The 26,588-nt window shown below is 62.4% G+C and carries 26 protein-coding genes; 10 read left to right on the forward strand and 16 right to left on the reverse strand.

Annotated features, from left to right (window positions below; all coding sequences use genetic code 11):
- Positions 1–62 precede the first annotated feature (62 nt).
- The gene (locus tag ABFY71_RS15720; protein ID WP_347946912.1) at positions 63–449 is read right to left on the reverse strand and encodes a PRC-barrel domain-containing protein; all 387 of its coding nucleotides are present in this window, start codon (positions 447–449) and stop codon (positions 63–65) included.
- A gap of 191 nt (positions 450–640) precedes the next feature.
- Between ABFY71_RS15720 and ABFY71_RS15725 the strand changes: the two genes are divergently transcribed.
- Positions 641–898, forward strand: a complete 258-nt coding sequence (locus tag ABFY71_RS15725; RefSeq protein WP_347946913.1) for a hypothetical protein — start codon at positions 641–643, stop codon at positions 896–898.
- Positions 898–1,197, forward strand: coding sequence for a KH domain-containing protein (locus ABFY71_RS15730; RefSeq protein WP_347946914.1), 300 nt, complete (start codon positions 898–900; stop codon positions 1,195–1,197). The genes ABFY71_RS15725 and ABFY71_RS15730 overlap by 1 nt, the downstream gene beginning before the upstream one ends.
- A gap of 47 nt (positions 1,198–1,244) precedes the next feature.
- On the opposite strand, the gene ABFY71_RS15735 is transcribed toward ABFY71_RS15730, so the two are convergent.
- Together ABFY71_RS15735 and ABFY71_RS15740 are read right to left on the reverse strand one after the other, a co-directional pair.
- Positions 1,245–1,913, reverse strand: coding sequence for a YiaD family glycine zipper/OmpA-like lipoprotein (locus ABFY71_RS15735; protein ID WP_305580025.1), 669 nt, complete (start codon positions 1,911–1,913; stop codon positions 1,245–1,247).
- A gap of 101 nt (positions 1,914–2,014) precedes the next feature.
- Entirely contained in the window at positions 2,015–2,785 is a 771-nt protein-coding gene (locus ABFY71_RS15740) for an SDR family NAD(P)-dependent oxidoreductase (RefSeq protein ID WP_347946915.1), read from the reverse strand.
- Positions 2,786–3,128: 343 nt separating this feature from the next.
- Here ABFY71_RS15740 and hemA point away from each other — a divergent pair, with 343 nt between their 5' ends.
- Positions 3,129–4,409, forward strand: coding sequence for a 5-aminolevulinate synthase (hemA, locus tag ABFY71_RS15745; protein ID WP_305580021.1), 1,281 nt, complete (start codon positions 3,129–3,131; stop codon positions 4,407–4,409).
- Positions 4,410–4,523: 114 nt separating this feature from the next.
- On the opposite strand, the gene ABFY71_RS15750 is transcribed toward hemA, so the two are convergent.
- Together ABFY71_RS15750 and mscL are read right to left on the reverse strand one after the other, a co-directional pair.
- Positions 4,524–5,159, reverse strand: coding sequence for a response regulator transcription factor (locus ABFY71_RS15750; RefSeq protein ID WP_347946916.1), 636 nt, complete (start codon positions 5,157–5,159; stop codon positions 4,524–4,526).
- Positions 5,160–5,377: 218 nt separating this feature from the next.
- On the reverse strand, positions 5,378–5,806 hold the full coding sequence (gene mscL, locus ABFY71_RS15755; RefSeq protein ID WP_347946917.1) for a large conductance mechanosensitive channel protein MscL: 429 nt from the start codon (positions 5,804–5,806) through the stop codon (positions 5,378–5,380).
- Between the two features lie 152 nt (positions 5,807–5,958).
- Between mscL and ABFY71_RS15760 the strand changes: the two genes are divergently transcribed.
- Positions 5,959–7,602, forward strand: a complete 1,644-nt coding sequence (locus ABFY71_RS15760) for a hybrid sensor histidine kinase/response regulator (RefSeq protein WP_347946918.1) — start codon at positions 5,959–5,961, stop codon at positions 7,600–7,602.
- Here ABFY71_RS15760 and ABFY71_RS15765 read toward each other — a convergent pair.
- Genes ABFY71_RS15765 through ABFY71_RS15775 form a run of 3 tightly spaced genes read right to left on the reverse strand, consistent with a single transcriptional unit; the run spans position 7,599 to position 9,932 of the window.
- Positions 7,599–8,954 (reverse strand): MATE family efflux transporter, encoded by a 1,356-nt coding sequence (locus ABFY71_RS15765; RefSeq protein WP_347946919.1) that lies wholly within the window; start codon positions 8,952–8,954, stop codon positions 7,599–7,601. The genes ABFY71_RS15760 and ABFY71_RS15765 overlap by 4 nt on opposite strands.
- Before the next feature lie 16 nt (positions 8,955–8,970).
- A complete protein-coding gene (locus tag ABFY71_RS15770; RefSeq protein ID WP_347946920.1) occupies positions 8,971–9,642 on the reverse strand; it encodes a nucleoside/nucleotide kinase family protein in 672 nt (223 codons plus the stop codon).
- Positions 9,642–9,932 carry a DUF6460 domain-containing protein gene (locus tag ABFY71_RS15775; protein ID WP_347946921.1) on the reverse strand — a complete coding sequence of 97 codons (291 nt, stop codon included), beginning with the start codon at positions 9,930–9,932 and terminating at the stop codon, positions 9,642–9,644. Before ABFY71_RS15775 ends, ABFY71_RS15770 begins: the two co-directional genes overlap by 1 nt.
- Positions 9,933–10,095: 163 nt before the next feature.
- On the opposite strand from ABFY71_RS15775, the gene ABFY71_RS15780 reads away from it, so the two are divergent.
- Together ABFY71_RS15780 and pdeM are read left to right on the forward strand one after the other, a co-directional pair.
- A complete protein-coding gene (locus ABFY71_RS15780) occupies positions 10,096–12,579 on the forward strand; it encodes a ligase-associated DNA damage response DEXH box helicase (protein ID WP_347946922.1) in 2,484 nt (827 codons plus the stop codon).
- Positions 12,580–12,620: 41 nt separating this feature from the next.
- On the forward strand, positions 12,621–13,283 hold the full coding sequence (gene pdeM / locus ABFY71_RS15785) for a ligase-associated DNA damage response endonuclease PdeM (protein WP_347946923.1): 663 nt from the start codon (positions 12,621–12,623) through the stop codon (positions 13,281–13,283).
- On the opposite strand, the gene ABFY71_RS15790 is transcribed toward pdeM, so the two are convergent.
- The 3 genes from ABFY71_RS15790 to ABFY71_RS15800 all read right to left on the reverse strand — a co-directional run bounded on the left by ABFY71_RS15790 (position 13,284) and on the right by ABFY71_RS15800 (position 18,754).
- The gene (locus tag ABFY71_RS15790; RefSeq protein ID WP_347946924.1) at positions 13,284–14,045 is read right to left on the reverse strand and encodes a TIGR02186 family protein; all 762 of its coding nucleotides are present in this window, start codon (positions 14,043–14,045) and stop codon (positions 13,284–13,286) included.
- Positions 14,042–14,968, reverse strand: a complete 927-nt coding sequence (locus tag ABFY71_RS15795) for a sulfite exporter TauE/SafE family protein (protein ID WP_347946925.1) — start codon at positions 14,966–14,968, stop codon at positions 14,042–14,044. Before ABFY71_RS15795 ends, ABFY71_RS15790 begins: the two co-directional genes overlap by 4 nt.
- A 141-nt stretch (positions 14,969–15,109) precedes the next feature.
- Positions 15,110–18,754: a peptidoglycan-binding protein gene (locus ABFY71_RS15800; RefSeq protein ID WP_347946926.1), complete on the reverse strand. Its 3,645-nt coding sequence runs from the start codon at positions 18,752–18,754 to the stop codon at positions 15,110–15,112.
- Between the two features lie 205 nt (positions 18,755–18,959).
- Between ABFY71_RS15800 and ABFY71_RS15805 the strand changes: the two genes are divergently transcribed.
- The gene (locus ABFY71_RS15805; RefSeq protein WP_305579997.1) at positions 18,960–19,631 is read left to right on the forward strand and encodes a response regulator; all 672 of its coding nucleotides are present in this window, start codon (positions 18,960–18,962) and stop codon (positions 19,629–19,631) included.
- On the opposite strand, the gene ABFY71_RS15810 is transcribed toward ABFY71_RS15805, so the two are convergent.
- Together ABFY71_RS15810 and ABFY71_RS15815 are read right to left on the reverse strand one after the other, a co-directional pair.
- Positions 19,628–20,737: a quinone-dependent dihydroorotate dehydrogenase gene (locus ABFY71_RS15810; protein ID WP_431021544.1), complete on the reverse strand. Its 1,110-nt coding sequence runs from the start codon at positions 20,735–20,737 to the stop codon at positions 19,628–19,630. The two genes, ABFY71_RS15805 and ABFY71_RS15810, sit on opposite strands and share 4 nt — an antisense overlap.
- Positions 20,734–21,090: a DUF952 domain-containing protein gene (locus ABFY71_RS15815; protein ID WP_347946927.1), complete on the reverse strand. Its 357-nt coding sequence runs from the start codon at positions 21,088–21,090 to the stop codon at positions 20,734–20,736. Before ABFY71_RS15815 ends, ABFY71_RS15810 begins: the two co-directional genes overlap by 4 nt.
- Before the next feature lie 132 nt (positions 21,091–21,222).
- Between ABFY71_RS15815 and ABFY71_RS15820 the strand changes: the two genes are divergently transcribed.
- Both ABFY71_RS15820 and aac(6') read left to right on the forward strand, forming a co-directional pair.
- Positions 21,223–21,864 carry a S24 family peptidase gene (locus ABFY71_RS15820; protein ID WP_305579991.1) on the forward strand — a complete coding sequence of 214 codons (642 nt, stop codon included), beginning with the start codon at positions 21,223–21,225 and terminating at the stop codon, positions 21,862–21,864.
- Positions 21,864–22,310, forward strand: a complete 447-nt coding sequence (aac(6'), locus tag ABFY71_RS15825; RefSeq protein WP_347946928.1) for an aminoglycoside 6'-N-acetyltransferase — start codon at positions 21,864–21,866, stop codon at positions 22,308–22,310. The genes ABFY71_RS15820 and aac(6') overlap by 1 nt, the downstream gene beginning before the upstream one ends.
- On the opposite strand, the gene ABFY71_RS15830 is transcribed toward aac(6'), so the two are convergent.
- The gene (locus ABFY71_RS15830; RefSeq protein ID WP_347946929.1) at positions 22,307–23,920 is read right to left on the reverse strand and encodes a lysine--tRNA ligase; all 1,614 of its coding nucleotides are present in this window, start codon (positions 23,918–23,920) and stop codon (positions 22,307–22,309) included. The genes aac(6') and ABFY71_RS15830 overlap by 4 nt on opposite strands.
- Positions 23,921–24,063: 143 nt before the next feature.
- Here ABFY71_RS15830 and ABFY71_RS15835 point away from each other — a divergent pair, with 143 nt between their 5' ends.
- Positions 24,064–24,477 (forward strand): tellurite resistance TerB family protein, encoded by a 414-nt coding sequence (locus ABFY71_RS15835; protein WP_305579985.1) that lies wholly within the window; start codon positions 24,064–24,066, stop codon positions 24,475–24,477.
- Positions 24,478–24,537: 60 nt separating this feature from the next.
- Here the strand turns inward: ABFY71_RS15835 and ABFY71_RS15840 are convergent, their stop codons facing one another.
- On the reverse strand, positions 24,538–25,332 hold the full coding sequence (locus ABFY71_RS15840) for a transporter substrate-binding domain-containing protein (RefSeq protein WP_347946930.1): 795 nt from the start codon (positions 25,330–25,332) through the stop codon (positions 24,538–24,540).
- 35 nt (positions 25,333–25,367) lie between these two features.
- Positions 25,368–26,576, reverse strand: coding sequence for an O-succinylhomoserine sulfhydrylase (metZ, locus tag ABFY71_RS15845; RefSeq protein WP_347946931.1), 1,209 nt, complete (start codon positions 26,574–26,576; stop codon positions 25,368–25,370).
- Positions 26,577–26,588 lie beyond the last annotated feature (12 nt).

The following is a 26,588-nucleotide window of genomic DNA, read 5'->3' on the forward strand; positions in this document are numbered from 1 at the left end:
CAGGTCCGGCGCCCCATAGGGCGCCGGTGGGTCGCATCACTCGCGGTGCTGCCGTTGACTGGCTAGATCCAGTACGGTGCGACGCCGTAATAGTCATAGACACGACGCCCGTTCTCGGCGGTCCAGAAGTCGTCGTCATTATCGTATTTCGGGGCGCCTTCGAGCTGCTCCCTGGTCACATCGACCTGATAGCCACCAAGGTCTTCAACATAGTCCAGCTTGGACCAGGGCAGAGGATAGTGCTCCTGGCCCATGCCAAGGAAGCCACCGAAACTGAGCACGGCATAGGATACCTTGCCGCTGCGTTTTTCCACCAGGATGCGTTCGATCGAGCCGATATGCTCACCCGACGGATCGTAGACCTTGGTACCCTCGACCTTGTCGGAGGCAATCAGGTCATGGGTTTCCTTGACGTCGGCGTTTTGATTGCGAATGTCTTCGTAAGCCATTTGCGAACTCCTCTTGGTTGCGTCTGACCGGCTAACGTGACGTGCCGCCGTGCGGTTCCATGATCAGAAAATGTGATCGGCCCAGCAAAATTGATGGGAACAAAACGGCGACCGGGCCTTGCCAGCGCGGCCTGGGGGAACCGCGACGATGCCAAGGCGTTTTGCTAGACCAGAACACGAAGGGGATCATCATGGTTTTTGACAGCTTGCGCAGCCGCATGGGGGGGCAGGACAATCTGACCCCCGAACAGATTGCCCACCACACGCTCTTTACGGCCAAGGAAAAAATCGACCTGCTGCACCAGCTCAAGGCCGAGGTGAGCAGCGCCAATGCCAACGGCACTGATGTTGGCTTCTCCGCGGACGAGATTGATACAGCGATTGCCGAAGTCCGGCGCGGTAGTGAAAACAATGTGGGTGCCGACACGGTGCTGAAGGGAGACTTCTGATGGCCCGCGCACCCGACCGGCCCAATCCCGAAGTCGCCGAGGTCGACGCCCTGATTGACGAAACCGGGGCTCGCATTGACCTTCCCCCTGATTCAGCAATCAAGGTTGCTGGCGAGCACGAACCAACGGTCGGCGCCACCGGCCCAACCAATTGGTGGCTCTACGGGCTGATCGGCCTGGCTATTGTCATCGCCGTGCTGTTTTTGATGCAATTGTTGACCGGCGCGCCGGGCAGCGATGTGCAGCCGGGGTCGCCCGTAGCTGAGCCAGTTATTGAGCCGGCAGTGCCCGGAAACTAAAAAGCGCGGCTTGGAAGCCGCGCCTTCATTGCAGGAAAATGGTTGGATCAGCCCCTGTTGATGGGCGCGATCTGGATTTCGACGCGGCGGTTCTGTGCGCGCCCCTGTTCGGTGGCATTGGAGGCGATCGGGTTCATTTCGCCCTTGCCTTCGATATAGAAGCGACGCTGATCAATGCCCTGGTTGGCCAGGATGGTGGCGACCGAAACAGCGCGGCGCTGGCTGAGGCTGAGATTGTATGAATCATCGCCCTGACTATCGGTGTGGCCGTAAACGTCGATGATCGACTTGTCGAACTTCTTGAGCACCAGAGCCACCGACACCAGGGTCGAGTTGAACTGCGGCTGCACGTTGGACTGATCGGTGGCGAAGGTAATGTTGGACGGCATGTTCAGGATGATGTTCTGACCAACGCGGGTAACCGAAACGCCGGTGCCCTGCAGCTGCGCGCGCAATTCAGCTTCCTGCTGATCCATATAGGCGCCAATGCCGGCGCCGGTCAGCCCACCAACGCCCGCGCCGATCAGGGCGCCAACGCGGGGGTCGCCGCCAACTGCGGCGCCGACCAGCGCGCCCGCCAGGGCCCCGCCGCCCGTGCCAATCAGCGCGCCGCCAGCCGTGTTGGATAGCTGCGACTGGCCGGTATACGGATCGGTGGTGGTGCAGGCAGTGAGTGCCAGCGTCGCGGCAAGCGCAACAAAGATCTTCGACTTCATAGAATATCCCCCTGAAGGATTCGGTTTGGTGGCCAGTAGGTGCCCCTTGAATACGGCAGGAAGGTGATGAACGAAAGTCCCTGAACAGTCGATGAACGAAATCAGGTATTGGCCCAGCCACCATCAACAAGAAACTGCTGGGCTGAAATCATGGCGCTGTCATCGGCGGCCAGGAACAGGGCCAGGCGGGCGACATCATCTGGATAGACGTGGCCTGCCAGGGCCTGGGCATCTTCAATGGACTTGAGGGCAGCGGCATCGAGCCAGAGTCTGAGCTGCCGCTCGGTGATGACGGCCCCTGGCACCAGGGTGTTGACGCGAATGCCGGATTTGCCCAGTTCGCGCGCCATGGCGCGGGTCAGTCCATGCGTCGCTGCCTTGGCCGTTTCGTAAAGGGGCAGCGATGGGGTCAGGATCATCCAACTGATCGACCCAGTATTGATGATCGACCCCTTGCCGGCCCGGGCCATGCCCGGGGCCACCGCCTGAATGGCGAAAAACGCGTGCTTGAGATTGACCGCCATGCGGTCGTCCCAAGTGGCGGGGGTAATTTCGGCCCAGTCGTGACGCTGATCGTGCGCGGCATTGTTGACCAGTACCAGGGCGTCGCCATGGGCTTCAGCAAAGCTGGCGATGGCGGCCTGATAGGCGGCGGTATCGGTGATGTCGCAGGCAATGAACGTGGCGGTCTGGCCGAGCCCGGCCAGTTCGCGGGCCAGGGCACGGCCTTCATCGAGCGCTATATCTACAAAACCCACCTTGGCACCCTGCGCGGCGAAACTGCGCACCAGACTCGCGCCAATGCCCGTTGCGCCGCCAGAAATGACGACCGGCATGTTTGTAAGGCTGGGATAATGGGCAAAGCGCGTCATGGTGGCTCCGGGGCTGTCCAGCCTCCGGCTTAGCGCGACAATTGCCACCCGACAAGCATTGGCAGCCCGAGGTAAAAATGCCGGTGGCACAGGGTGCGGCGGCTGCGCGCCAGGTCTTGGATATCCGCAAGCCGATCTGCCTGCGAGCATCTGGCACATTGGCAGATGGGCATTTGCAGTTTAGAACGAGTCTGATGTTGCGGTTCATTTGTGGGCCCCAACAGGTGGGCCTGGCAGGCAATGAGAGATTGACGTGGGTCAATGCATCGGTCGCTACGGCCTATATTTCTAATGTCGGAATCGGGCGCCCAAATGGTCCGCGACAGACAATAAGGAAGTTTCGATGGATTATCGCAGCATATTCGAAGATGCCGTTGATGCGCTGCGGACCGAGAAACGATACCGGGTATTTGCCGATCTGGAGCGGGTGGCCGGTCAGTTTCCCAAAGCCATCTATCGCGATCACGCCGACAATGAACGCGACATCACCATCTGGTGTTCCAATGACTATCTGGGCATGGGCCAACACCCCAAGGTGGTCAGCGCCATGCAGGAAACCGCTGGCAAGCTGGGCGTTGGTTCCGGCGGCACGCGCAATATTTCGGGCACCAGCCGCCCATTGGTCGAGCTTGAGCGCTCGCTCGCCGATCTGCACCGCAAGGAAGCGGGACTGGTGTTCACATCGGGCTTCGTCTCCAACGAAGCCGGCATTTCCACCATTGCGCGCCTGCTGCCTGATTGCGTCATTTTCTCGGACCAGCTCAACCACGCCTCGATGATCCAGGGCGTGCGTCAGTCAGGCATGCAGAAGTCCATTTTCCGGCACAATGACGTGGCGCATCTGCGCGAATTGTTGGCGCAGGTCGATCGCAAGCGGCCCAAGCTGATCTGCTTTGAATCGATCTACTCGATGGATGGCGATATCGCCCCGATCAAGGAGATCTGCGATCTCGCCGAGGAATTTGGCGCGCTGACCTATATCGATGAAGTCCACGCCGTGGGCATGTATGGCGCACGCGGCGGCGGCATTGCCGAACGCGAAGGGCTGATGGACCGGATCGACGTCATCGAGGGTACGCTGGCCAAGGGATTTGGCACCATGGGCGGCTATATCACCGCCAACAAGGCGATCATTGATGCCGTGCGCTCCTATGCGGCCGAGTTCATCTTCACGACGTCGCTGCCGCCGGCGCTGTGCGCCGCCGCCCGCGCCTCGATCGAGCACCTCAAGGGTAATGGTCATGAGCGCATGATGCATCAGCGTCAGGCCCGCCTGACCAAGGCCATTCTGGCCGATGCCGGACTGCCGGTGATGGACACCGAGACCCATATCGTGCCGCTGATGGTGGGCGATGCGCGCCAGTGCAAGGCCGCCAGCGACATGCTGCTGGAAAAGCACAATATCTACATCCAGCCCATCAATTACCCGACCGTACCGAAGGGCACGGAACGGCTGCGGATCACCCCAACGCCCCTGCACACCGATGAGATGGTGTTCGAACTGCGCCATGCCCTGGTGAGCGTGTGGACCAGTCTGGAATTGCCCCGCGAACCCGCTGACGCCAAGATCACCGCCAGCAAGCTGACCTCTGGTGACCTGACGCTGCCGACTGTGGGCGGCTAGCCCTGCCGGGGCCATTGGTTCGCCTGCTGCAAGGCCGGCGCTGACAGACCAGGCAACGGCGCCAAGCCGCAGGCCTGGTGGCAGGCGGCACCCTGTCCGCGGGCCACAACACCCCTAGCTCGTCAGCACGATCCGCATCAGATCGGCCGTATTGCGGGCGCCGAGCTTTTCCATGACCCGCGCACGATGAACCTCGATGGTGCGCGGAGAAATGCCCAGGACGCGACCGGCTTCCTTGTTGGATTGACCATTGGTGATCAGTTGCAGCACTTCGCGCTCACGGGGGGTGAGCTGGGAAAAGCCACGCACCTCGACCATGCGTCGACGACCCTGCATGGCGTTGAGATGAACATCCTGCTGCAACGCTTCGCGGATATCGGCGAGAAGATGTTCGGTATCAAGAGGCTTGCCAAGGACATCGGACGCGCCAATCTTCATGGCCGTGACAGCGGCATCCAGTTGGGGATGATCGGCCAGCATGAACACCGGCGTGCTGGTACCCATCGCCTTGATGCGCCGTAACAGGCTGAGGCCGCTTTCTTCGCCAAGCCGCAGATTGAGCACCACAATATCGGGGTTGCGCCGCTCAAGACCCAGCATGAAATGGGCTGCGTCCACCGAGAAGGTGGTTTGAAACCCCTCCAGTCGGAACACCACACTCAAGGCCTCGCAGGTCGCACGATCGGAATCCACGATGTGAATCAACCGGTCGCGGTTCGGTGAGGAATGGTAGTAAACGACTTCGCTCATAGTGCCCCCTGCCCTGGCATATTTCGCTTCGACCCTGCTACCGCCTCCGCGGCGTGTCATAAAGTAGTTTGCACTAAGTGTTCCCGCGCGCCGATACGGGCAATACGTATGCGTTGCTACGCATTTAGGTATATTTGCCTAGTTTTTTATTGTCAATGGACTTTGGTCCTATGTTCTTGACAGAGACAAGGCCAGCCTGAGGGCTGGCCCCGATCGGATCAGCGGGCGCGCAGAGCGTCGCGGATTTCTGTCAGCAGGACCTCTTCCTTGCTCGGCGCGGGGGTCTCCTCGACAGGTGCCTTGGCCGCTTCCCGTTTCAGGGAATTGATGCCCTTGACCACCATGAACAGCACGAAGGCGACGATGGTAAACTTGACCAGCGCGTTGATGAACAGGCCGATATTCAATGTTGCGACACCGGCCTCCTGGGCAACAGCCAGCGACGGCACCGCAATGTTGTTGGGGTTGGACAGCACGATGAACAGATTGGAGAAGTCGATACCGCCCAGAATCAGGCCGATCACCGGCATGAAGACGTCGTCGACCAGGGATGACACGATGGCACCGAAGGCGGCGCCGATGATAACGCCGATTGCCAGATCGACCATATTGCCCTTGATTGCAAAGTCCCGAAATTCCTTGAACATGGCTAGCCCTTTCCTTGTGGTTTCCACCTGCCCCGGGCGGCCCGCGCGACCGGCGGGCAATTACCATCAATGAGAGACGGGGCAAAAGCAATGGCTCATGAGTTGGCCTTGCGCAGGGCAGGTCGGGGGCAGATAGTCCGACGTGTCCCGCAGTGATTTCGATCGTCCTTCCCATGTCGCCCGATACCTTCGTCCCAGCAACGAGCCTGATCCAGGCGATCAATCATATCCCGCAAGGCATCGCGGTGTTTGACGCCAGGATGCGGCTGGTGATGTCCAACGCCCGCTATAACGCCTTGCTGGAATTGCCCTCTGCCCTGCAGAAGCTGGGGACGCCGCTATTCGACATTGCCCTGTTCCTGGGCGATCGCGGTGACCTTGGCGAAGGCGATCCGGCGCGATTGGCGATCGAGCGGATCAACCTGCTGACGTCTTCGCCGGTAACGGTGACGCAAAGGCCGGGCAAGCACGGCCAGACGCTGGAGTTTCATTCCAGCCGGCTACCCGATGGCGGCCTGGTCATTGCCTTCTCCGATGTCACCGCCCGGGTGCAGGCCGAGCGCGCGCTGGCGCAGGTCAATCATTCGCTGGAAGGCCGGGTGGCCGAGCGTACGGCGGCGCTGACCCGGGTCAATATGGAACTGGAGAGCGCACGGGCCAAGGCCGATGCGGCCAATCACGACAAGACGCGTTTCCTGGCTGCGGCCAGCCATGATCTGCTGCAACCGCTCAACGCGGCGCGGCTCTATACATCAACCCTGATCGAGCGCTCCAAATCGACGGGCCTGGCCGATCTGGCCAATTCGATCGAGGCCTCGCTGACGGCGGTGGAAGACATCATGTCGGCGCTGCTCGACATTTCGCGGATCGACAGTGGCGCCCTCAAGCCGGCACCAGCGCCGGTGGCGGCGCGCGATCTGCTGAAACGGATCGAAGTGGAGTTCGGGCCGATGGCACGCGAGCGCAATATTTCGCTGCGCCTCGTGCCGAGCAATGCCACCGTGCTGGTCGACCGCTCGCTGGTCGGGCGTATCGTGCAAAATCTGGTGTCCAACGCGATCAAATACACCAATCGCGGGGGCAAGGTACTGGTCGGCTTCCGGCGGCGGGGCAATCGGATGCGGCTCGACGTCATTGATACGGGCATTGGCTTCAACAAGGATCAGCACCGCTTGCTGTTTGCCGAGTTTTCCCGGCTGGAGCGCGGCGCACGCATGGCGCAGGGACTGGGGCTTGGCCTGTCGATTGTGCAGCGCCTGGTCACCGCGCTGGACCTGACCCTGGAACTGGACAGCGTGGAGGGACGTGGCTCGCGGTTTTCGTTGTTCCTGCCGCTGACCCGCACCATTCGCCCGATGAGCGAACCGGCCCCCGCTCTCGCCGAGATCAATTTTGGCACGCTTGGGCTGAAGGTCCTCTGCGTGGACAATGAGCGATCGATTATTGAAGCCATGGAGGGTTTGCTGCGCCATTGGGGCTGCGATGTGCGCAGTGCGCTGTCGCTCAAGCAGATCGACAAGGAGCAGTTGCTTGAGGGCTGGTACCCCGATCTGGTGCTGATGGATTATCACCTCGACCAGACCTCGGGCCTGGATGCCATTGAATGGCTGCGGCACAATGTGGGCGGACATTTGCCGGCAGCGCTGGTCACGGCTGACCGCAGCCCGGCAGTGCGGGCGCTGGCCGAAGAGCGCGGCATCGCCGTGGTCACCAAACCGGTCAAACCCGCCGCCCTGCGCGCCGCAATCAGCGGGCTGGCCAATCAGGCGCGCAACCCAAGTCCACGGATCAACTAGGCCGGAGCGCTGAACAGGCCTGCCTTGCGGCGTTCCAGCGCCCACCAATAGATCACGCCGCGGGCGATGAACCAGCTGTGCAGGGCGGCCCAGAGACCCCAATTGCCCCATAGGGGCTGGGCCACCAGGGCCACGGCCAGAAACACCACCAGCGATACCACCATGCCATTGCGCATGGTGGTGTTGAGTGTGGTGCCAATCAGAATCCCGTCATAGACGAAAGCGGGCATGAAGCTGATGGTGCACAGCGCGGCGATCGGCAGATAGGTCACGGCGTAGGCCTGGACCTGGGCATTGGTCGTCATGATACCGATGAGCAGCGGGCCGGAAAAATACCAGGCCAGCCCCATGGACACAGTCAGCACCAGACCCCAGACGAAGCTCAGCCGATAGGCCTGGTCAAAGGCCGGACGCCAATTGGCGCCGACGGCCTTGCCGGTCAACTGCTCGGCGGCCTGAGCCACGCCATCGAGGAAGAACGAGACCACCATCAGCAGGTTGAGCAGGATGGCATTGGCCGACAGCGCCACTTCGCCCATGCGCGAGCCTTGTGCCGCAAACCACGCATAGGCGCCCATCAGGGCGGCCGAGCGGATCATCAGGTCACGGCTGAGACCAAACATGCGGTTGAGGGCGGTGGCGTCGAGCAGGTCGATGCGGGGCGCCAGGCTGAGCAGACGGGTCACCCCGCCATAGTGGCGCACCAGCAGGATCAGGCCGAGCAGCGCGGCTACGGTACCGCCCAGCACGGTGCCCAGAGCAGCACCACGGACGCCCATGCCCAGCCCGAACACCAGCACGATGCTGGCAACAATATTGATGCCATGAAGCAGCATCTGCAGCAGCATGCCCGTGGCGGCGGCGGCACGTCCATAGAACCAGCCCAGCAGCGCCTGATTGATCAGTACGAGCGGCGCCGACCAGATGCGGATGAAGAAATACTCCGAGAGCGCCGCAGCAACGCCAGGACCCGGCGCCAGCAGGGCCTGGGCGCCCCAATGCAAGGGAACCGCCAGCACGATCATGCCCAGCCCGATCAGCACCGCCAGCACCAGGGCGCGGCTGACATGGAGCAGGCCGTCACGCGGGTCGCGCGCCCCTACTGCCTGGGCCGTCAGCCCGGCAGTGCCGATGCGCAGGAAATAGGCCATCGAAAAGACGACATCGAATACCAGCGCCCCGAGCACCAGGCCGCCGAGCAGCCCGGCATCGCCGAGCCGGCCAATGACGGTGATATCAACAATGCCGACCAGCGGTTCGGTTATGAAGGCCACCGAAGCGGGGATGGCAATCTTCCACACATCGGCATGGCGCACGTCGAAGGGATATTGGGGACGCACGCCGGTGGTCATCTGGGAGCTCGCAGAATCAGTGGTCGGTAAGCAAAGAGATCACCACATCTGCCCGGTCCTGCGACAGGCGCACCAGGTCGTAATTTGGCAAATCATTGCGCTCGATATGGGCACGATTGCGGTCTTCGCTGAACAGGCCCTCCTCGGCATGGCGCTTGAGCAGACGCGCCTGCACCAGATCGCGCGGCACGTCGATGAACACCGCATAGTCGAGCAATGGCTTGACGCCGGCGAAGGGACCTTCGGTCAGCAGGAGGTAATTGCCCTCAACCACCAGCACGCGCACATCGGGGCCAATGGTGAAGGCGTTGTCGACGACGTCTTCGATCCGGCGGGAATAGCCCGGGCCGCTGACCGCCGTCTTTGCCGATTTGAGATGATGCAGGAAGCTGACGAATTCGGCACCTTCAAAAGTGTGCGGCGCGCCCTTGAAATCGGTCTGGCCCATGGCTTCGAGCTTGGCGTGCCTGATGTGAAAGCCGTCCATCGGGACCACGGCAGCGCTGCCGGGATGCGTGGCGTTGAGCATGATGACGATTTCGCTGGCCAGGGTGGATTTGCCGGTGCCAGGACCACCGGCGATGCCGATGGCAATGCGGGCGTGAGCGTTTGACTGCATTTCCAGAATATGCGGCACGAGACGTGACAGCGCCTGTTGCGGCGTCAGATTGAGATGCTCGGGAGCCATCAGCTTTTCCGCGCGAGGCGGATCAGCAGCCAGATCGGCACCACCAGCGCCGCGCCGGTCAGGATATAGCCGCCAAGATTGCGGAAGATCCCGGCACCATCACGCAGGGTTTCGCGCAGCAGCTCAACCGCGCCGCGCACGATCTGCTGCGCATCGACACCGAAAATGCTCATGACAAAGCCGACGAGCAGCGACACCAAGGCGAGCTTGAGCAGCACACTGATGGGGTGGCCGCCAAAAAGGCGTTCCACCGGGGAACGCCGCGTTTCGGTCTGGGGTTGATCGGTCATGCTGGCCCTCCCTGTTGTGGTCCTGAGGGATCATATAGGGTGTTTGGCGATTTGCAGAAGGTGCGACTTGCGAAGTTTGTGGTCTGCCAGAACCCCCGCTATTCACGCGGCCAGTCGTGATCGCCGCTTCCCCCTTGCGGGGGAAGGCCGGAAGGGCTGACGGTTGACCGCCCTGCCCCCCATCATCGCCGACTGGTTCAAATCCAAGGGCTGGCTGCCGCGCCAGCATCAGCTCGATGTGCTGGACAGTTGGCAGGCGGGCGCCTCGGCGCTGCTGATTGCCCCGACCGGGGCGGGCAAGACGCTGGCCGGGTTCCTGCCAACGCTGACCGATCTGATCGACGGGACGCATGAGGGCCTGCATACCCTTTACGTCTCGCCGCTCAAGGCACTGGCGGTTGACGTGCAGCGCAACCTGACCACGCCGATCGAGGAGATGGGACTCAAGATCAAGGTCGAGACGCGGACCGGGGATACGCCTGCCTCCAAGCGCGCCCGGCAGCGGGCCAAGCCGCCGCATATCCTGCTGACGACGCCCGAGCAGCTATGCCTGCTGATCAGCCACCCGCAGGCCGAGCTGTTCTTCGGTTCGCTCAAGCGCATTGTGCTGGACGAATTGCATGCGCTGGTGACCTCCAAGCGCGGTGAGTTGCTGTCTTTGGCGCTGGCGCGGATTGCCAGTCTGGCGCCCAGGCTGCAGATCACCGCCCTCAGTGCCACGGTGGCGCGACCAGATCTGCTGGCCGACTGGATTGCCCAGCCCGTGCCGGGCAGGCCAACACATTTGTTGCAGGCTTCGGGCGGCGCGCCACCGGTTCTGCAAATCCTCGAAACCGAACAGCGCCTGCCGTGGGCCGGGCATTCGGCGAACTATGCCCATTTCGAGCTGTATGAGACCATCAAGCGGCACCGGACCACGCTGCTCTTCGTCAATACACGCAGCCAGGCCGAAATGCTGTTCCAGGGGCTATGGGCGATCAATGATGACCTGCTGCCCATCGCGCTGCACCATGGCTCGCTGTCGGTACAGCAGCGCCGCAAGGTCGAGAGCGCCATGGTGGCCGGCACGCTCAAGGCGGTGGTGTGCACCTCGACGCTCGATCTGGGCATTGACTGGGGCGATGTCGATCTGGTGGTGCAGGTGGGTGCGCCCAAGGGGTCCTCGCGCATGCTGCAGCGCATCGGCCGCGCCAATCACCGGCTCGATGAACCATCCAAGGCGCTGCTGGTGCCGTCGAACCGGTTTGAAGTGCTTGAATGCGAAGCGGCGCTGGAAGCAGTAGCCGAGAACCAGCAGGATAGCGAAGACCCGGTTTTGGGCGGTCATGACGTGTTGGCCCAACACATTATGGGCATGGCCTGTGCGGCGCCGTTCGCTGCGGATGCACTCTATGACGAAGTCCGGCTGGCCTGGCCCTATCGTGACCTCGAACGCAGCCAGTTCGACCGGGTGCTCGAGTTCGTGGCCACGGGTGGCTATGCCCTCAAGGCCTATGAGCGCTATGCGCGGCTCAAGCTGACCGCGGATGGCACCTGGCGGGTGGCCAATGCGCAGGTGGCCCAGCAATACCGGCTCAATATCGGCACCATTATCGAAGAGCCGATGGTGCGGGTGCGGCTGGTGCGCTCGCGCGGCATGAAAAAGGGACAATCGCAAAGCCCGATTGGCGCGGGCGGGCGCGTGCTCGGCGAGATGGAAGAGTATTTCTTCGGCACGCTGCTGGTGGGTGACACCTTCATGTTTGGTGGCGAAATCGTCGCCTTTGAGGGCATGCGCGACAACGAGGCTTTCGTTTCCCGCGCGCAGGCCACCAATCCGAAGATCCCATCCTATATGGGCGGCAAGTTTCCGCTCTCGACCTATCTGGCCGAACGGGTCCGGCGGATCATGGATAGTCCCGATGACTGGGGCAAGCTGCCGGACCAGGTGAGCGACTGGCTGCGGCTGCAGCGCGATGTCTCGGTGCTGCCGCGCCGCGACAGCCTGCAGGTCGAGACCTTTCCGCGCGGCGCACAGAACTATCTGGTCTGCTACCCATTTGAGGGTCGACTGGCCCATCAGACGCTGGGCATGCTGCTGACGCGGCGGCTGGAGCGGGCCCGGGCCCGGCCGTTGGGCTTTGTCGCCTCCGAATACGCGCTGGCCATCTGGGGACTGGGCGATCTCTCCGCGCTGATCCGCACCGGGCGATTGTCGCTGGACGAGCTATTCTCGCAGGACATGCTGGGCGATGACCTGGAAGCCTGGCTCGATGAATCGGCGCTGATGAAGCGGACCTTCCGCAATTGCGCGATCATTGCCGGGTTGATCGAACGGCGGCATCCGGGCCGGGAGAAATCGGGCCGCCAGATCACCATGAGTAGCGACCTGATCTATGACGTGCTCTACCAGCACGAGCCGGACCACATCCTGATCCAGGCGACAAGGCGCGATGCGGCGCGCGGCCTGCTCGACATCGAGCGGTTGGGCGCCATGCTGGGGCGCATTCGCGGCCATATCGTGCACAAGCCACTGCACCAGATTTCGCCCTTGGCGGTGCCGGTGATGCTCGATATCGGCAAGGAGCCGATTTTCGGGGAAGGCCGCGAATCGGCTATGGCTGATGCTGCAGATGAACTGATGCGTGAGGCACTCGGACAGATTTGAGCCAGGTTCAATTTCATGCCGAGAGCACAGAGACACCGATTGTGCGATTCGCCGGTCACAATTTCGAGCCGCTGCCCTCTGGCGCGCTGTACTGGCACGCGCAGCAGACCTTGCTGGTCGCTGATCTGCACCTGGAAAAAATGAGCAGTTTTGCCCCGCGCGGACAGATGCTGCCGCCCTATGATACCGGGCTGACACTGGCGCGGCTTGAGGCGGATTTGCGCCGCACCGGCGCGCAGCGCCTGGTAGCCCTTGGCGACAGCTTCCATCGCCCCGATGCCAGCAATCTTCTGGCCAAGTCGGACCGTATGCGACTTGATACGCTCGCCGGGCGCGTTGAGTGCACCTGGCTTTCCGGCAACCACGACCCCGCCCCGAACGGGTTGGCGGGCACGGCGATGGCCGAGTTGGTGCTGGCCGGATTGACCCTGACGCACGAACCCCGCCGCGGCATATCAGGGCTGATTGCCGGCCATCTGCATCCGGCGGCCCATATCCAGATGGACGGTCGATCGACCCGACGGCCCTGCTTTGTGCACGACAATCGGCTGATGATCCTGCCGGCCTATGGCGCCTCGACAGGGTCTATCAACATTCTGTCGGCGGCCTTTGAGGGGCTGTTTCATCTGCCGGGGCTGGAAGTGACGATGCTGGGCAAGGACCGCACCTATCCGGTCAGCCGCAAGCGGCTGGTGCGCAGATAATCAGCGCCTGAAGATCGCTCCACCGAGCCAGCCGGTGAACAGGGCAAGGATGACGCAAACCAGGCCGTAAAGCAGCGGGCTCTGCACGGCGGCCATCGCGACGAAGCGCTCAAAGCCAATCTTGCGCACCGAAAAACCCTCGGATTTCCGCGCAATGATGTCGCCGTTCTGGAACACATAGGTCAGGGCGATATAGGGCCCGGGTGGCGCATTGCTGGGCAGCGTCAGCCGGGCCGAGTAGAAATTGTCGGACAGGAAATTGACGCCGTTTTCCTGCACACCGAACAGTCCTTCCTCGGTCATCAGACGCACCAGTTCGCGACTGAAGATTGCCGACTTCCACCAATCGCCGGTACTGGCGGCCAAGGTATAAGACTCGGGCAAGATGCCGTTAGCCGTCAGGGTGGTGACGTCGGAAATGTCGTTCAGCCGGCTGCTGGAAAGCACGTGGAGATAGCTGGGGAAATTGTCGAACCCGACCTGATCGGTGTTGAACCAGATGCCGAAATTATGGGTCTTTTCGCGGGCCACGCGGTCTTGCGTCGGACCCAGCACGACGATCACGACATGGAAGGGACCGGTGACAAATTTCTGCTCGGAACCGGCGTCGGGGGCGATCATGCCAAAGAACGACATCCGCTCGCCATCAAAGCTCGAGGTGATCTCGATGCTTTCATTGGACATCTGCGATACCAGCCGCTCGGCATGGGCCGGTGCAATCAGCAGCAGGACAAGCAGCAATGGGGTGAGCAGCCGGGTCATTTGCCTGCTCCCATCACCGCCGTGCTGAAGACATCGGCAGGGGTGAGGATCAGCGAGAAGCCAAAACGGATAGCGACCGCCAGAACCAGCAGCGCCAATAGGCCGCGCAACTGCTCGCCCCGTAATTGCTTGCCGGCGGAAGCGCCGAACTGAGCCCCTACGGTGCCGCCGATCATCAGGCAAAATGCAAGTATGATATCGACACTCTGGCTCTGCACAGCATGCAGGATGGTGGTGGCGGCCATCATGGCCACAACCTGGGCCAGCGAGGTGCCAATAACGATGCTGCCGGGTACCCGCAGCAGATAGACCAACGCCGGCACCATGATGAAACCGCCGCCCACGCCCAGTAGCGAGCCGACAAAGCCGATGAACAGTCCGATCAGCAGCACCGGCAGGACGCTGATATAGAGGCGGGATTTCTTGAACCGGACGCGCAGCGGCAGGCCGTGGATCCAGTTGTGCTGATTGGGCAACCGCTCACGCACCACCACGCCCTTGCGCGATTTGAGCAGGGAGCGGGTCGACTCGACCAGCATGAGCGTGCCCACTGAACCCAATAGCACCAGAAAACCGACGGAAATGACGAGGTCGAGTTGGCCAGCATCGCGCAGCAGAGCGAATGCCGCTACGCCGCCGACGGCACCAACAATGCCCGAAAGTATCAGGTAGAGCGCGAGATGGAGGTCAATTCCACCGCGGCGATAATACCCCAAGGCACCCGATGTCGACGCGGCGACAACCTGTCCGGTGACCGAGGCAACGGCCACCGAAGCTGGCACGCCCGAGAAAATCAGCAGTGGAGTCAGCAGGAATCCGCCGCCGACGCCAAACAGGCCCGACAGGAATCCGACGGCCCCTCCGATCCCCACGAGAAAGAAGAGGTTCACGGAAATTTCGGCGATCGGCAGATAGATCTGCAAGACCCTGGTTCCGTTCGAAATTGCTACGCTGGCATCACCCTACAGCAGCGTCCGTCAACAATAAGTCAAAGGCCCGGTTTTCAGGGACAGAAACTGCAATATTGTTGTGCGTCGGACGCCGGGCGGGCGAAAGGCCGGAAATCAGACCGGCTGACTGCCCAGAACTGCCAGCAGCCGTGGGTTGATGGCGCCGGTTTCGCTCATGCCCGTCCCGCGTTCGAATGCCGCGATCGCCTCGGCGGTCTTGGGGCCGACCAGACCGTCCGGCGTACCGATATCAAAACCCAGCCTGGCCAGTGCCGTCTGCACCTTGGTGACGACGTCGCGGGCGCTGATGGGCTCGCCGGGCGCGAATTTGTCTGACCAGGTGCCGATTGGCGCAAAGTTGGCGGCAAGGTCAATGGGCGTCGTCTTCCAGTTGGCGACCAGGACATTGATCCGGCTGACTGCGTCGGCGCTCAGGGACTTGGCAATGTCGTCGCGCGCCTTGGCGGCGTCGGCATCACCCCCGAGTCCAGCCAAGGCAAACCATTTGTAGGATTGCTCAAAGTCCTGCGGCACGCCCAGGCCACGCGCATACAGCATGCCCAGATTGAACTGGCTGTCAGTCATGCCCCGTGATGCGGCCTGCTCAAACCATTCCGCAGCCGTTTCGAATGCCTGCTCGCCCAACTGGCCACCGGCATGGAGCGCGGCCAGATTGTGCATGGCCATGCGATTGTGGGCGTCTGCCGCACGCTGGTACCAGAGCTTGGCGATTTCGAGATCCTTGTCGACGCCGGTGCCGGTCTCGTAGAGATTGCCCAGGCGATACTGGGCGGGCACGAATCCCTGCGCGGCAGAACGCTCGTACCAGATGGCGGCTTGGGCATGATCCTGCTCGACCGCACGACCTTCACTGAAAATCGCAGCGACTTCAAACTGCGCCTTGGTGTCACCATTGGCTGCAGCCTGGCGCAGTTCCAGGGGACCAACGGTTGCGGGCGGCAGGTCAAAGACGTCGACGCTGGCGTTCTGCTCGGGAATGCTGCCGGTTGTATCCGGCGCACTGCCCGGGGTGGCGCGTGGGGCAAACGTAGCGCCAGTACCGTCCGCATACGCCAGGAGAGAAGCGGGCATCGGCGTTGTCGGCGTGGCGGAGGGCATGAAGCTCGACACCTTGGGGTTTATCGAGGCCGTCGCCGTATCATCGATCATGTCGATGACGCGCGGTTCGGGGCGGACGAGGGAAATGTCCGGCGATGATGCGGGCGCAACTGTGGGAGCTGCCTCGATCGCCGGCGCTGCGCCAATCGCCTGCTGGGGCTCGGCACTTGCCATGCGCTGCATGACCAGATTGAGCGCCAGCATGGATACGGCAGCGAGCGCGGCCGCGAGCAGGAGTGGCCGGCGATGCCGGATGAGAAAGCTGGGCCGGAGATCAGCATCGTCATCGGCGTCCCGCATGGGCGGAACCACCACCGGCTCAACCTTGTTCGCCTTGGTCTGCTTGGGGGCTTTGGCTACCTTGGGCGCCTTGGGGGCTTTGGTTGGCTTTTCAGCTTTGGGCGGCTGCTCGGCGACCGGCATGACCTCTTTCTCGGGCCTGAAGCGCGACAGGGCGCGGCTGATCAGCGAGTTGGCCGTAGCGTCAGGCACGACAGCTTCAGCGCGGGCCCGCTGAGCGCGACGCGCCGCGGCCACAAATGTGCTGGTGCTGTTCTGGCTGGTCTGCACCTCGGCCGGTGACAGGCTTGGGCTGGATGGCTGGAAACTGTCGGCAACCCCTTGCGAGAAGCTCGACTGCGGCCGGGGCGGACGCTCGGCGGTATCTGGCGCAAACGCAGGGCGCTCGGCCGGCGCCGGGCCGGCGGTCTTGGTCGCTGCGGGTTTTGGCGCTGCGGCCGGGGCAGTCTTCGCCACAGGTTCAGGGGCGAGCACGGTGGAGCGGGCAGCACTGGCCTTGGCAGCCAGCGCGGCGCCAATCGGGCCGGAATTTCTGAAACCGGGGTCAACCAGGGGGGCATCGTCACCCGGATTGGCCGGCATGGCGTCGTTGTCGGTATCGGGGTCTCCCAGCGCCGCCAACATGGCTTCGAGCCGTTCGCCTGGGCTGGCGTTCGATGGTTCAAGCACGGGGGGCGCAGGCCAGGCCTCGGGCGTTGCGGCAACACTTGAACTGCTGCGCGTCGCAGCGGCAGGCTGGGACGCTGCAGCGCGATTGCTCAGCGCTGCCTCAAGACGCATCAGGCGTTCAGCCGTATCTTTGCCGGCGGTCTTGAACAGGGCAGTCATGCGCTGCTCAAGTTCACTCATGCTGTCATGGCTGATACCGGCGGCGGTCGGGCCGGATGCCGATTTGGCGACGGCCTGCGAGGTTTTTTCGGCGACCAGATCGGCCAGCGTCTCATAATCGGGAACCTTGCCGGCACTCTTGATCATGCCGGCGAGACGGTCTTCGATGCTCTTGAGGCTGTCGGGACCGAACATGGCGACGGGTGCTGGCGCCTTGCGCGCTACCGCCTCGCTGGTGCGCTCGGCAACCAGAGTAGCCATTGCTTCGATGTCGGCGGCGTCGTTGGGGGTGGAATACAGTTTGGCCAGGCCGTTGAGCTGGGTGCTGGCTTCATCCATGCGCTGCATCAGCAGTTTGAGCTGATCTTCGACCTGCGTGCTCCCGGCGCCAGGCACCAGCCGGTCGGAAAGCGCCTCAATCTGGCTTTCGATCCGGTTGAAGCGCGGCTCCATGCCGGCGATCACCGCCTGCCGCAGCGCCGAAATATCCTGCTTGAGCCCGGCGACATCGCCATTGGCGCCCTCGAAATCACCGATGCGGGCGGCCAGCGCATCGACCTTCTTGACCAGTGCGCCGGGGGCGGTTTCCTGACTATGCATGGCCTGGGTGAAGGCGGCCATCTCCGCAGTCAGCCGCTCGAAATCACTGGAGGGCAGCGTAACATTCTGCTCGATCGCGTCGATGCGATCATAGATATTGCGGACGCTGGTCTCGATGGCGTGCATGGCGGGAACCAGAGCCGCTGCGCCGTCGGACGTCGGCGCGGCCGCAGGGCGGTCTTCACGCGCGATTTCGCGTTCCATTTGCTGGGCCTGCAGTTCGGCAAGCTTGCCGACGGTGGCCGAGACATCATCAAGGCGTTTGTTGATGGCGCTGAGGCCAACTTTGGGGCCCTGCTCGATCAGCGCGGCCAAGGCAGCGATCTGGGACTCGAGGCGCTTGACCTGCCCAGTCTCGCCGACCGCACCGGCCAGCAGCTCGACGACGTGGGTGAGTTGCTCAACCTGGCTGGCCACTTCGTCCACGCTGCCATTGCCGTGGCGCTGGAATTTCAGTTCGCTTTCGAGCTGTTCGAGGCGGCCAGACAGGCCGCCGACCAGCCCATTGAGCTCGCGGAATTCGGGCAGATCAACGATATGGCGGCCCATGGGGACAGCACTGCCCGCCATCTGGCGGCCACGGATCTCGGCGATGGCGCTTGCCAGGGCGTCCTGCTCGTCCTCGATCCGGGTGGCCTCGTCGCGATCACTAAACCGGTCAACCGCACGCTTGACGGTGCGCAGGGCTTCGCGGCGACGGACAGCCGGCTCGGGACCAATGACCTGATCACGCAGATTGCGAACGCGCTGGGTCAGTCCATCAAGCGCCGGCTCTTCGCGGTCAACGCGGGCGTAGCGGTTTTCAACCTGATCGAGCAGGGCTACCAATTCGCCGCGCAGTGCCTGCCACTCGCCCGGCTGGGGGTCACTCGACCGGTCGGACAGATCCTGAAATGAGTGCGCGCGAGCCATAAACGGTACCTGTCATGAAAAGACGGTCCCCTCGCGATTCAACACGAAGGTATGACGGCCACTCTTGGTAAGACATGGTAAAGAACCGGTTAAGCATTGTCGCATTATGCCTGTTAAGTCCCCCAAGAGAGCTGATTTTCTGGGATCTTATGGCTATAGGTTGATTGTGCACCTGAATTGTCTGCGTTGAGAGGCTGACACCAACATGACACGCCGCCGCATCATCATCGTCGATGACCATCCACTGTTCCGTGCCGCGTTACGCCAGACCCTGTCTGGTGGCGACGCTACGGTAACAGTCGAGGAGGCCGGCGATCTGGCCGGGTTGAGCGCCGCGCTTGAGGCTGACCGTGATTGCGATCTGGTGCTGCTCGACCTCAACATGCCGGGGGTGCGGGGCTTTTCGGGGCTGCTGCTGCTGCGCGCACAATACCCCGATATTCCGGTGATGATCATCTCGGCGGTAGAGGACAGCACCGTGGTGCGCCGGGCGTTCGAGCTGGGCGCAGCGGGCTATCTGCACAAATCGGCCGGCCCGACCGAAATCCGCCGGGCCATCGAGACCGTGCTGTCGGGCGAGGTGTTTGTGCCCGACGGGACACTGCTGAGCAGCGACGATGACCACACCGCGCTGATGCGCCGCCTGTCAACGCTGACGCCACAGCAGGTACGGGTCCTGATGATGCTCAGCGACGGCCTGATGAACAAGCAGATCGCCTATGAACTGACGATCTCGGAGGCCACGGTCAAGGCCCACGTTTCGGCCATCCTGCAGAAGCTGGACGTCGACAGCCGCACCCAGGCGGTGATCGCTGCGGCTCGGATTGAAGATGGTCAGTTCGAAGCGTTGTTTTCCACCAGTCCGAAACAGCCCTAGGGCCGCGCTTTGCCGGCGGCCCAGTCGGCCGTCTGGCTCCCCACCAACTGATCGATATTGGTCTTTCCGTGGGTGCGTACGGCCGCTACGAGCCCCCGCTTGATGGTATCGAGCAGGTCGAGGCCGCCGAACACCAGCGCCGAATAGAGCTGGATCGCATTGGCGCCGGCCTCGAACTTGGCCAGGGCCGATTGTGGCGAGTGAATACCGCCGACACCAATGATGGGCAGATCGCCGACGCGCTGGCGCATCTGGGCGAGTTTCTGGGTTGAGCGCTCAAACAGCGGCTTGCCCGACAGCCCGCCGGCTTCGTCGGCATTGTCGAGCCCGGCTACGGTGTCGCGGGCAGTGGTGGTGTTGGAGATGATCAGGCCATCAAGATCGGTGGCGAGCACCCCTTTGGCGATCACATCGAGCGCGGCTTCATCCAGATCGGGCGCAATCTTGAGAAACACCGGCACGCGCGTTTTGGCCTTGGCCCGGGCGGCGAGCAGTTCGCCGAGCAAACGGCGCAGGGCTTCATCGCTCTGCAGATTGCGCAGGCCGGGCGTATTGGGTGAGGAAATATTGGCCGTCAGGTAATCGGCCAGATCGGCAAATTTCTGCACCCCCAGCACATAGTCGGCAACGAAATCCTCGCTATCCTTGTTGGCGCCAATATTGACCCCAAGCGCTGCTGGAACACGCAAACCCCTCAGCCGGGCGAACACAGCGTCGTGGCCTTCATTGTTGAAGCCCATGCGGTTGATCACGCCCTGGGCGCTGGGGAGGCGGAACAGGCGCGGCTTGGGATTGCCCGATTGCGGGCGCGGCGTGACCGTGCCGATTTCCACCATGCCAAAACCCATCTGCGCCAGTTGACGCGGCACCTCGGCATTCTTGTCAAAGCCCGCCGCCATGCCGATCGGGTTGTTCAGCTCCATGCCGCACAACCTGGTGCGCAGCTCGGGGCTGTCAGCGTGGCTCTGCTCTGGCGCCAGACCCAGTCGCAGCGCGGTAATCGTGGCGCCGTGCGCGGTCTCGGCGTCCATCTTGAGCAGTGCCTGCTGGGTCATCCCCGACAAGGCCGGAATGCGCAGCAGCGGGGAGAGCGCAGAAAAAATCATTGCACGGCCTCGGGCAAGACGCAGCTGCCATCGGCGGCGACGCTGAGCGGCGCCTCCCAGGCAATGGCAGCGCAAGGCAGCGGTCCACCATAAAGATGAGGGAACAAAGCGCCACCGCGCGACGCTTCCCAGATCAAGGCATCACCAAGATCGGCGCTGCGTACCGCCAGCAGCACCAGCCCGGACTGACCGGCAAAGTGCAGGCGCAGGGTCTCGGCCAGCTGCGCGGCAGTGGAAAAATGGATGTAGCCATCCTTGGCATCGATCGTCATGCCGGTAAAGGAGGGCGTGTCGCGGGCGGGTGCGAACGCGGCTTCGGTGGCGATCTTGTAGACGAAATCTGGGGTGCTCATGAGCGCGAACCTAATGGGGTGTGCGGCTGGCCGCAAGCGCCGGGAATCGGCTCTTTACACGGGCCGTGGAGGGGAATATAGATAGGATTAAATTCCACACCTGAGACATACTTCCTGCCTTGGACTCATGCCATGCTGTCACACAGAGCCATTTGGGACGGGATTGATGCGCTGGCGCGGCGCCACGGTCATTCCGTTTCGGCGCTCGCCAAGCTGGCTGGTCTCGACGCGACGGCGTTCAACGTTTCCAAGCGCATCAGCAAGGATGGGCGCGAACGCTGGCCGTCAACCGAGAGTATTTCCAAAATCCTGGACGCCACGGGCGAGAGCTTTGACGCCTTCCTGTCAGGCACCGGGGCCTTCCTCCAGCTCAATGACAATGCGCCTCAGCACACGGTGCCGCTGCTCGGGCTGGCGCAGGCTGGTAGTGGCGGCTTTTTTGACAGCGCCGGATTTCCGGTTGGACAAGGCTGGGATGAAATCGCCCTGCCCGCCCCTGAACAGGGCGGCATTTATGCGCTTGAGGTGCACGGCGATTCCATGGAGCCGCTTTATCGGGAAGGCGACCGGATCGTGGTGTCGCCCATCGAGCAGGTGCGGCGGGGCGATCGGGTGGTGGTCAGGACACATGACGGCGAAGTCATGGCCAAGATCCTCTATCGCCAGACCGGCAAGCAGATCGAACTGCACTCGCTCAATCCCGCCTACGAACCACGCATTTTTGCGCTGACCGAGATCGACTGGATCGCCCGCATCATCTGGGCCAGCCAGTGATGTCGGTCACTGCCGCCACAGGCGCCGACGGTGATTCCTGGGCGGCGATGCGCCAGGCCCTGTGGCCCGACACCGCGCCTGACGAGCACCGGGCCGAGATCGCCGCGCAGCTGCACCGACCCCATGACACCATCAACCTGATCGTCCGGCTGGCCGACGGTACACCGGCCGGCTTTGCCGAGGCCAGTATCCGCCACGACCACGTCAATGGCTGCAACACCTCCCCGGTCGGCTTCGTTGAAGGCATCTATGTGGCGCCACAATATCGCCGGATGGGTCTCGCCCGGCAGCTGCTTGCCAGCATCGAAACCTGGGTGCGGCAGCGCGGCTGCACCGAACTGGCATCCGATGCCCTGCTGGACAACACCATAAGCCAGCAGATGCATCACGCGCTCGGTTTTGCTGAAACCAGTCGCGTGGTGTATTTCCGCAAGGCGCTGGACTAGCTCTCCAGCATTTTCCCGGCCAGGGCGTCGGCGATCAGCTTGCGCGTCTCGGCGACCCCGAACAGGGCGATGAACGAGCCAAAACGCGGGCCCTGGTCTTCACCGAGCAGCACGGCATAGATGGCCTTGAACCAATCGCGCAGCGGCTCGAACTGGTGGGCCTTGCCGACCTCATAGACCAGATTTTGCAGTGCTGTGGCATCCACCGAGCCTTCATGCGCGCCAAGCTGGTCGTGCAGGTCCTGCAGCGCTGCGCGTTCCTGTTCGGTCGGCGCGCGATAGACCTTGGCCGGCTTCACCTTGTCGTTGAAATAGCGCACGGCGTAACCTGCCAGGCGATCGATCTCGGGGTGGGTTTGCGCCGTCGCGCCATGCAGATAGCGCGAGATGAAGCCCCAGAGCACCTTGGTGTCTTCGGCATTGGCGGTGGCCACGAGATTGAGCAGCAGGGCAAAGCTCAGCGGCACATCGGGGTTTGGCACAGCACCGTAGTGGACGTGGAAGACCGGGTTTTCCAACCGCGTCGCGGTGTCCTGATCCTGGTAACCGGCGATGAAGGCATAGTATTCATCGACAGCGCGCGGGATGACATCGAAATGCAGACGCTTGGCCGTGCGCGGCTTCTGGAACATGTAAAGCCCCAGGCTCTCATTGCCGGCATAGCGCAGCCACTCGTCAATGGTCAGGCCATTGCCCTTGGACTTGGAAATCTTCTGGCCCTCGGAATCGAGGAACAGTTCATAGACATAGTGCTCGGGAGGCTTGCCGCCGAGGATGGCGCAGATCCTGTCATAGATCGGCGCATTGGTCTGGTGATCCTTGCCGAACATTTCAAAATCAACGCCAAGAGCAGCCCAGCGCATGCCAAAATCGGGCTTCCACTGCATCTTCACGTGACCGCCGGTGACGGGCAATGTGGTTTCACGACCGTCCTCGTCGTCGAAGGTGATGGTGCCGTCCTTGGCGTTGACTTCCTTCATTGGCACATAGAGCACGCGACCGCTGATCGGAGAGATCGGCAGGAAAGGGCTATAGGTAGCCTGCCGCTCGGCGCCCAGGGAAGGCAGCATAACCTTCATGATGTCGTCATAGCGCTCGGCGGCCAGCCGCAGCACGGTGTCGAACTTGCCGGATTTGTAATAGTCGGTGGCGCTGGCAAATTCGTAGTTGAAGCCGAAGGTATCGAGAAACCGGCGCAGCATGGCGTTGTTGTGGTCGCCGAAGCTGGCATATTCATTGGTCCAGGGATCAGGCACCGCGCTCAACGGCTTTTGCAGATGCGGCTCCATGGCCTCTCTGGAGGGCACGTTTTCCGGGATCTTGCGCATCCCGTCCATGTCATCGGAAAAGCAGATCAGCCGCGTCGGGACCTCGTCGCGCGTCAGCAGGCGAAAGGCCGTGCGCACCATGGTGGTGCGGGCCACTTCGCCGAACGTGCCGATATGGGGCAGGCCCGACGGGCCATAGCCGGTTTCGAACACGGCCTCGCCCTTGCCCGTTTTCTCAAGCCGCTTGACCAGTTTGCGAGCTTCCTCAAACGGCCAGGCGCGGGCTGTCTGGGCAGCGTCAAAATACGCAGGATCGAGAACGGGCAACGGAGCGGGCGACAAAGGGCAGGCCTTTCAAGATGAGGAAATGCCGGTGGTGTTGCATCCCCGCGCAATGGCGTCAACGCTTTCAGAGCATGCCAAGCTTGCCAAGCCCGCCTGACACGCCTAGCAATCGCTTGCCGAAGCCAGAGCTGGAAGATTCAATGCCCAATATTGCCCATGATGCCCTGATCCACCTGATGATCGTTGCCGCTTCCTCGGACAGCCAGATGACTGAAAAGGAACTGGTGCGCATCCAGGGGCTGATCAGCCGCTTGCCAGTATTCGAGAGCTTTGATCCCGGTCGTCTGACCGCCGTCGCCAATTCCTGCGCCGACAAGCTCAATGGTCCGGGTGGCCTCGACCAGGTGATCGATGATGCCATTGCCGCCCTGCCCGCCAAGCTGCAGGATACAGCCTATGCCGTAGCCGTTGAGGTGACCTCGGTCGATCTGCATCTGGAGCAGGAGGAACTCCGGTTCCTCGAAATGCTGCGGGATCGGCTGGACCTTGATCGCCTGACCACCGCAGCGATCGAAGTGGGTGCGCGGGCCCGCCATCGGCGCATGCCGGACTAGGTTTGCGATGGGTCGCGTCTTCGAGCTGCAAAAAGTCGCGCCACTCTTGCTGAAGACACTCTAGTAGAAGCCCACCGGAAACCAGCGCAGATACAATTCGTCCAATACGCCATTGTCTTTGAGCCGCACCAGGGCCCAGTCAATGGCGTGGCGGATGGCGTCATTGCCGGCCGGCACGGCAATCGACAATCCTTCGCCGAACAGGGCGGGGCGAAAATAGGCACCGCCAGCAAAACCGCAGCAATCAAGGTTCTGGTTGAGCCAGAATGACGTCCGCATGCCATCGCCAAAAAATACGTCGACCGCGCTGGCCTGCAGTGCCGCCAGACCCGCCAGTTCGGTGTCGAACTGTTCCACGCTGACATCTGGCAGATAGCGTTGCATGAAGGCCTGATGGGCACTGTCACGGCGTACCGCAACGGTCTTGCCGGTCAGCCCATCGATATCGAAGCTTCTGACATCCTCAGCGCGGGTAACGAAGCGCCCCGGCAAGGCCATGTAGGTAGCGGAAAAGTCGAACAATTGCCCATTGGCTTCGGACATCTCCAGTCCGGCGACCAGCGCATCGCCCTGATTGTCAGACAGGGCATTGGCGGCCTGTTCCCACGGCCAGGCCTGCAGGGTACAGGCGACGTTGACCTCATCGCAGATCGCCTTGGCCAGATCGACATTGAAGCCGATCAGCTCGCCGCTCGCGTCGCGAAAGTTGAAGGGCGGAAAATCAGCGGTGGTCAGAAAGCGGATGGCCGGTACGGCGTTGGCACCGGGCAGGATTTCGCGCGCCGAGGGATCAGCGTGATAGGGCAAAGCCTGCGCCAGAACGGGCGCACCCGACCCGGCGAGTACCAGCAGCATTATCAAACCCAGCAGCCGCAATTTGGTTGGTCTCCCTAGATCTGGTCCAGGCCATATAGAAGATCAGCAATCAAGTCGTCGCTGGATTCAAGCCCGACCGAGAGCCGCAGCAGCCCCGGGGTAACGCCCACTTCAAGCCGGGCATCTTCGGTCAGCCGCTGGTGGGTCGTGGTGCGCGGATGGGTGATGATGGATTTTGCATCGCCCAGATTATTGGAGATCAGGATCACGGCCAGCGAATCCGACAGCCTGAACGCCGCCTCCTGCCCCCCTTTGACATCCAGTGCCACCAGCGTCGACCCGCCGGTCATCTGCGCCTTGGCCAGGTCATATTGGGGGTGGCTGGGGTGATGCGGATAGATGACGCTTTGCACCTTGGCGTGGCTGGCCAGCGCCTCGGCAATCCTGCCGGCGCTCTCGGTCATCTGGCGCACGCGCAGCGGTAGCGTCTCCAGGCCCTTGAGCAAGACCCAGGCATTGAAGGGGCTGAGCGAAGCACCGGTCTGGCGCAGGAAGGTGTGTATATCCCCCTCGATGAGCTTTTTGGAGCCCAGCACGACACCGCCAAGCACCCGGCCCTGCCCGTCAATATGCTTGGTGGCCGAGTAGGTGACCAGATCTGCGCCCAGTGCGAGCGGCTTCTGATAGAGCGGGGTGGCAAACACATTGTCGACGATCAGCACGGCGCCATGGGCGTGGGCAATATCGGCCACAGCCTTGATGTCGACCAGTTCCAGCGTCGGATTGGTCGGGGTCTCGATAAACACCACCTTGGTATTGGGCTGCATTGCCGCGGCGAAATTCGCCGGGTCGCGGCCATCCACCAGGGTCGAGGTGACGCCGAAACGCGGCATGAAATCTTCCACCACAAAGCGACAGCCGCCAAACAGGGCGCGGGAGGCGACGATGTGATCGCCAGCACGGACCTGGCTCATCACCGCATCGGTGACCGCAGCCATGCCGGAGGCAAAGCCACGGGCCGCCTCGGCGCCCTCGAGCAGCGCCATGCGCTCCTGAAACACGTCGACTGTCGGATTGGCAAAGCGGGAATAATTATGTGCGCCGGGAAGTTCGCCCTTGAACAGGCGCTCGGCATGTTCAGAGCTGGGGTAGCTGTAGCCCGAATTGAGGAACAGCGCTTCGCTGGTCTCATTGAACTGCGTGCGCTTGCCACCGCCATGGACCAGCTGGGTCTCGGCTGACCGGCGGGTGGGGTCGAGAAGAGGGTTATTCGCCTTGGACATGGTCACGCTTTC

The organism is Devosia alba (assembly GCF_039938915.1).
Classification (GTDB): Bacteria; Pseudomonadota; Alphaproteobacteria; order Rhizobiales; family Devosiaceae; genus Devosia; species Devosia alba.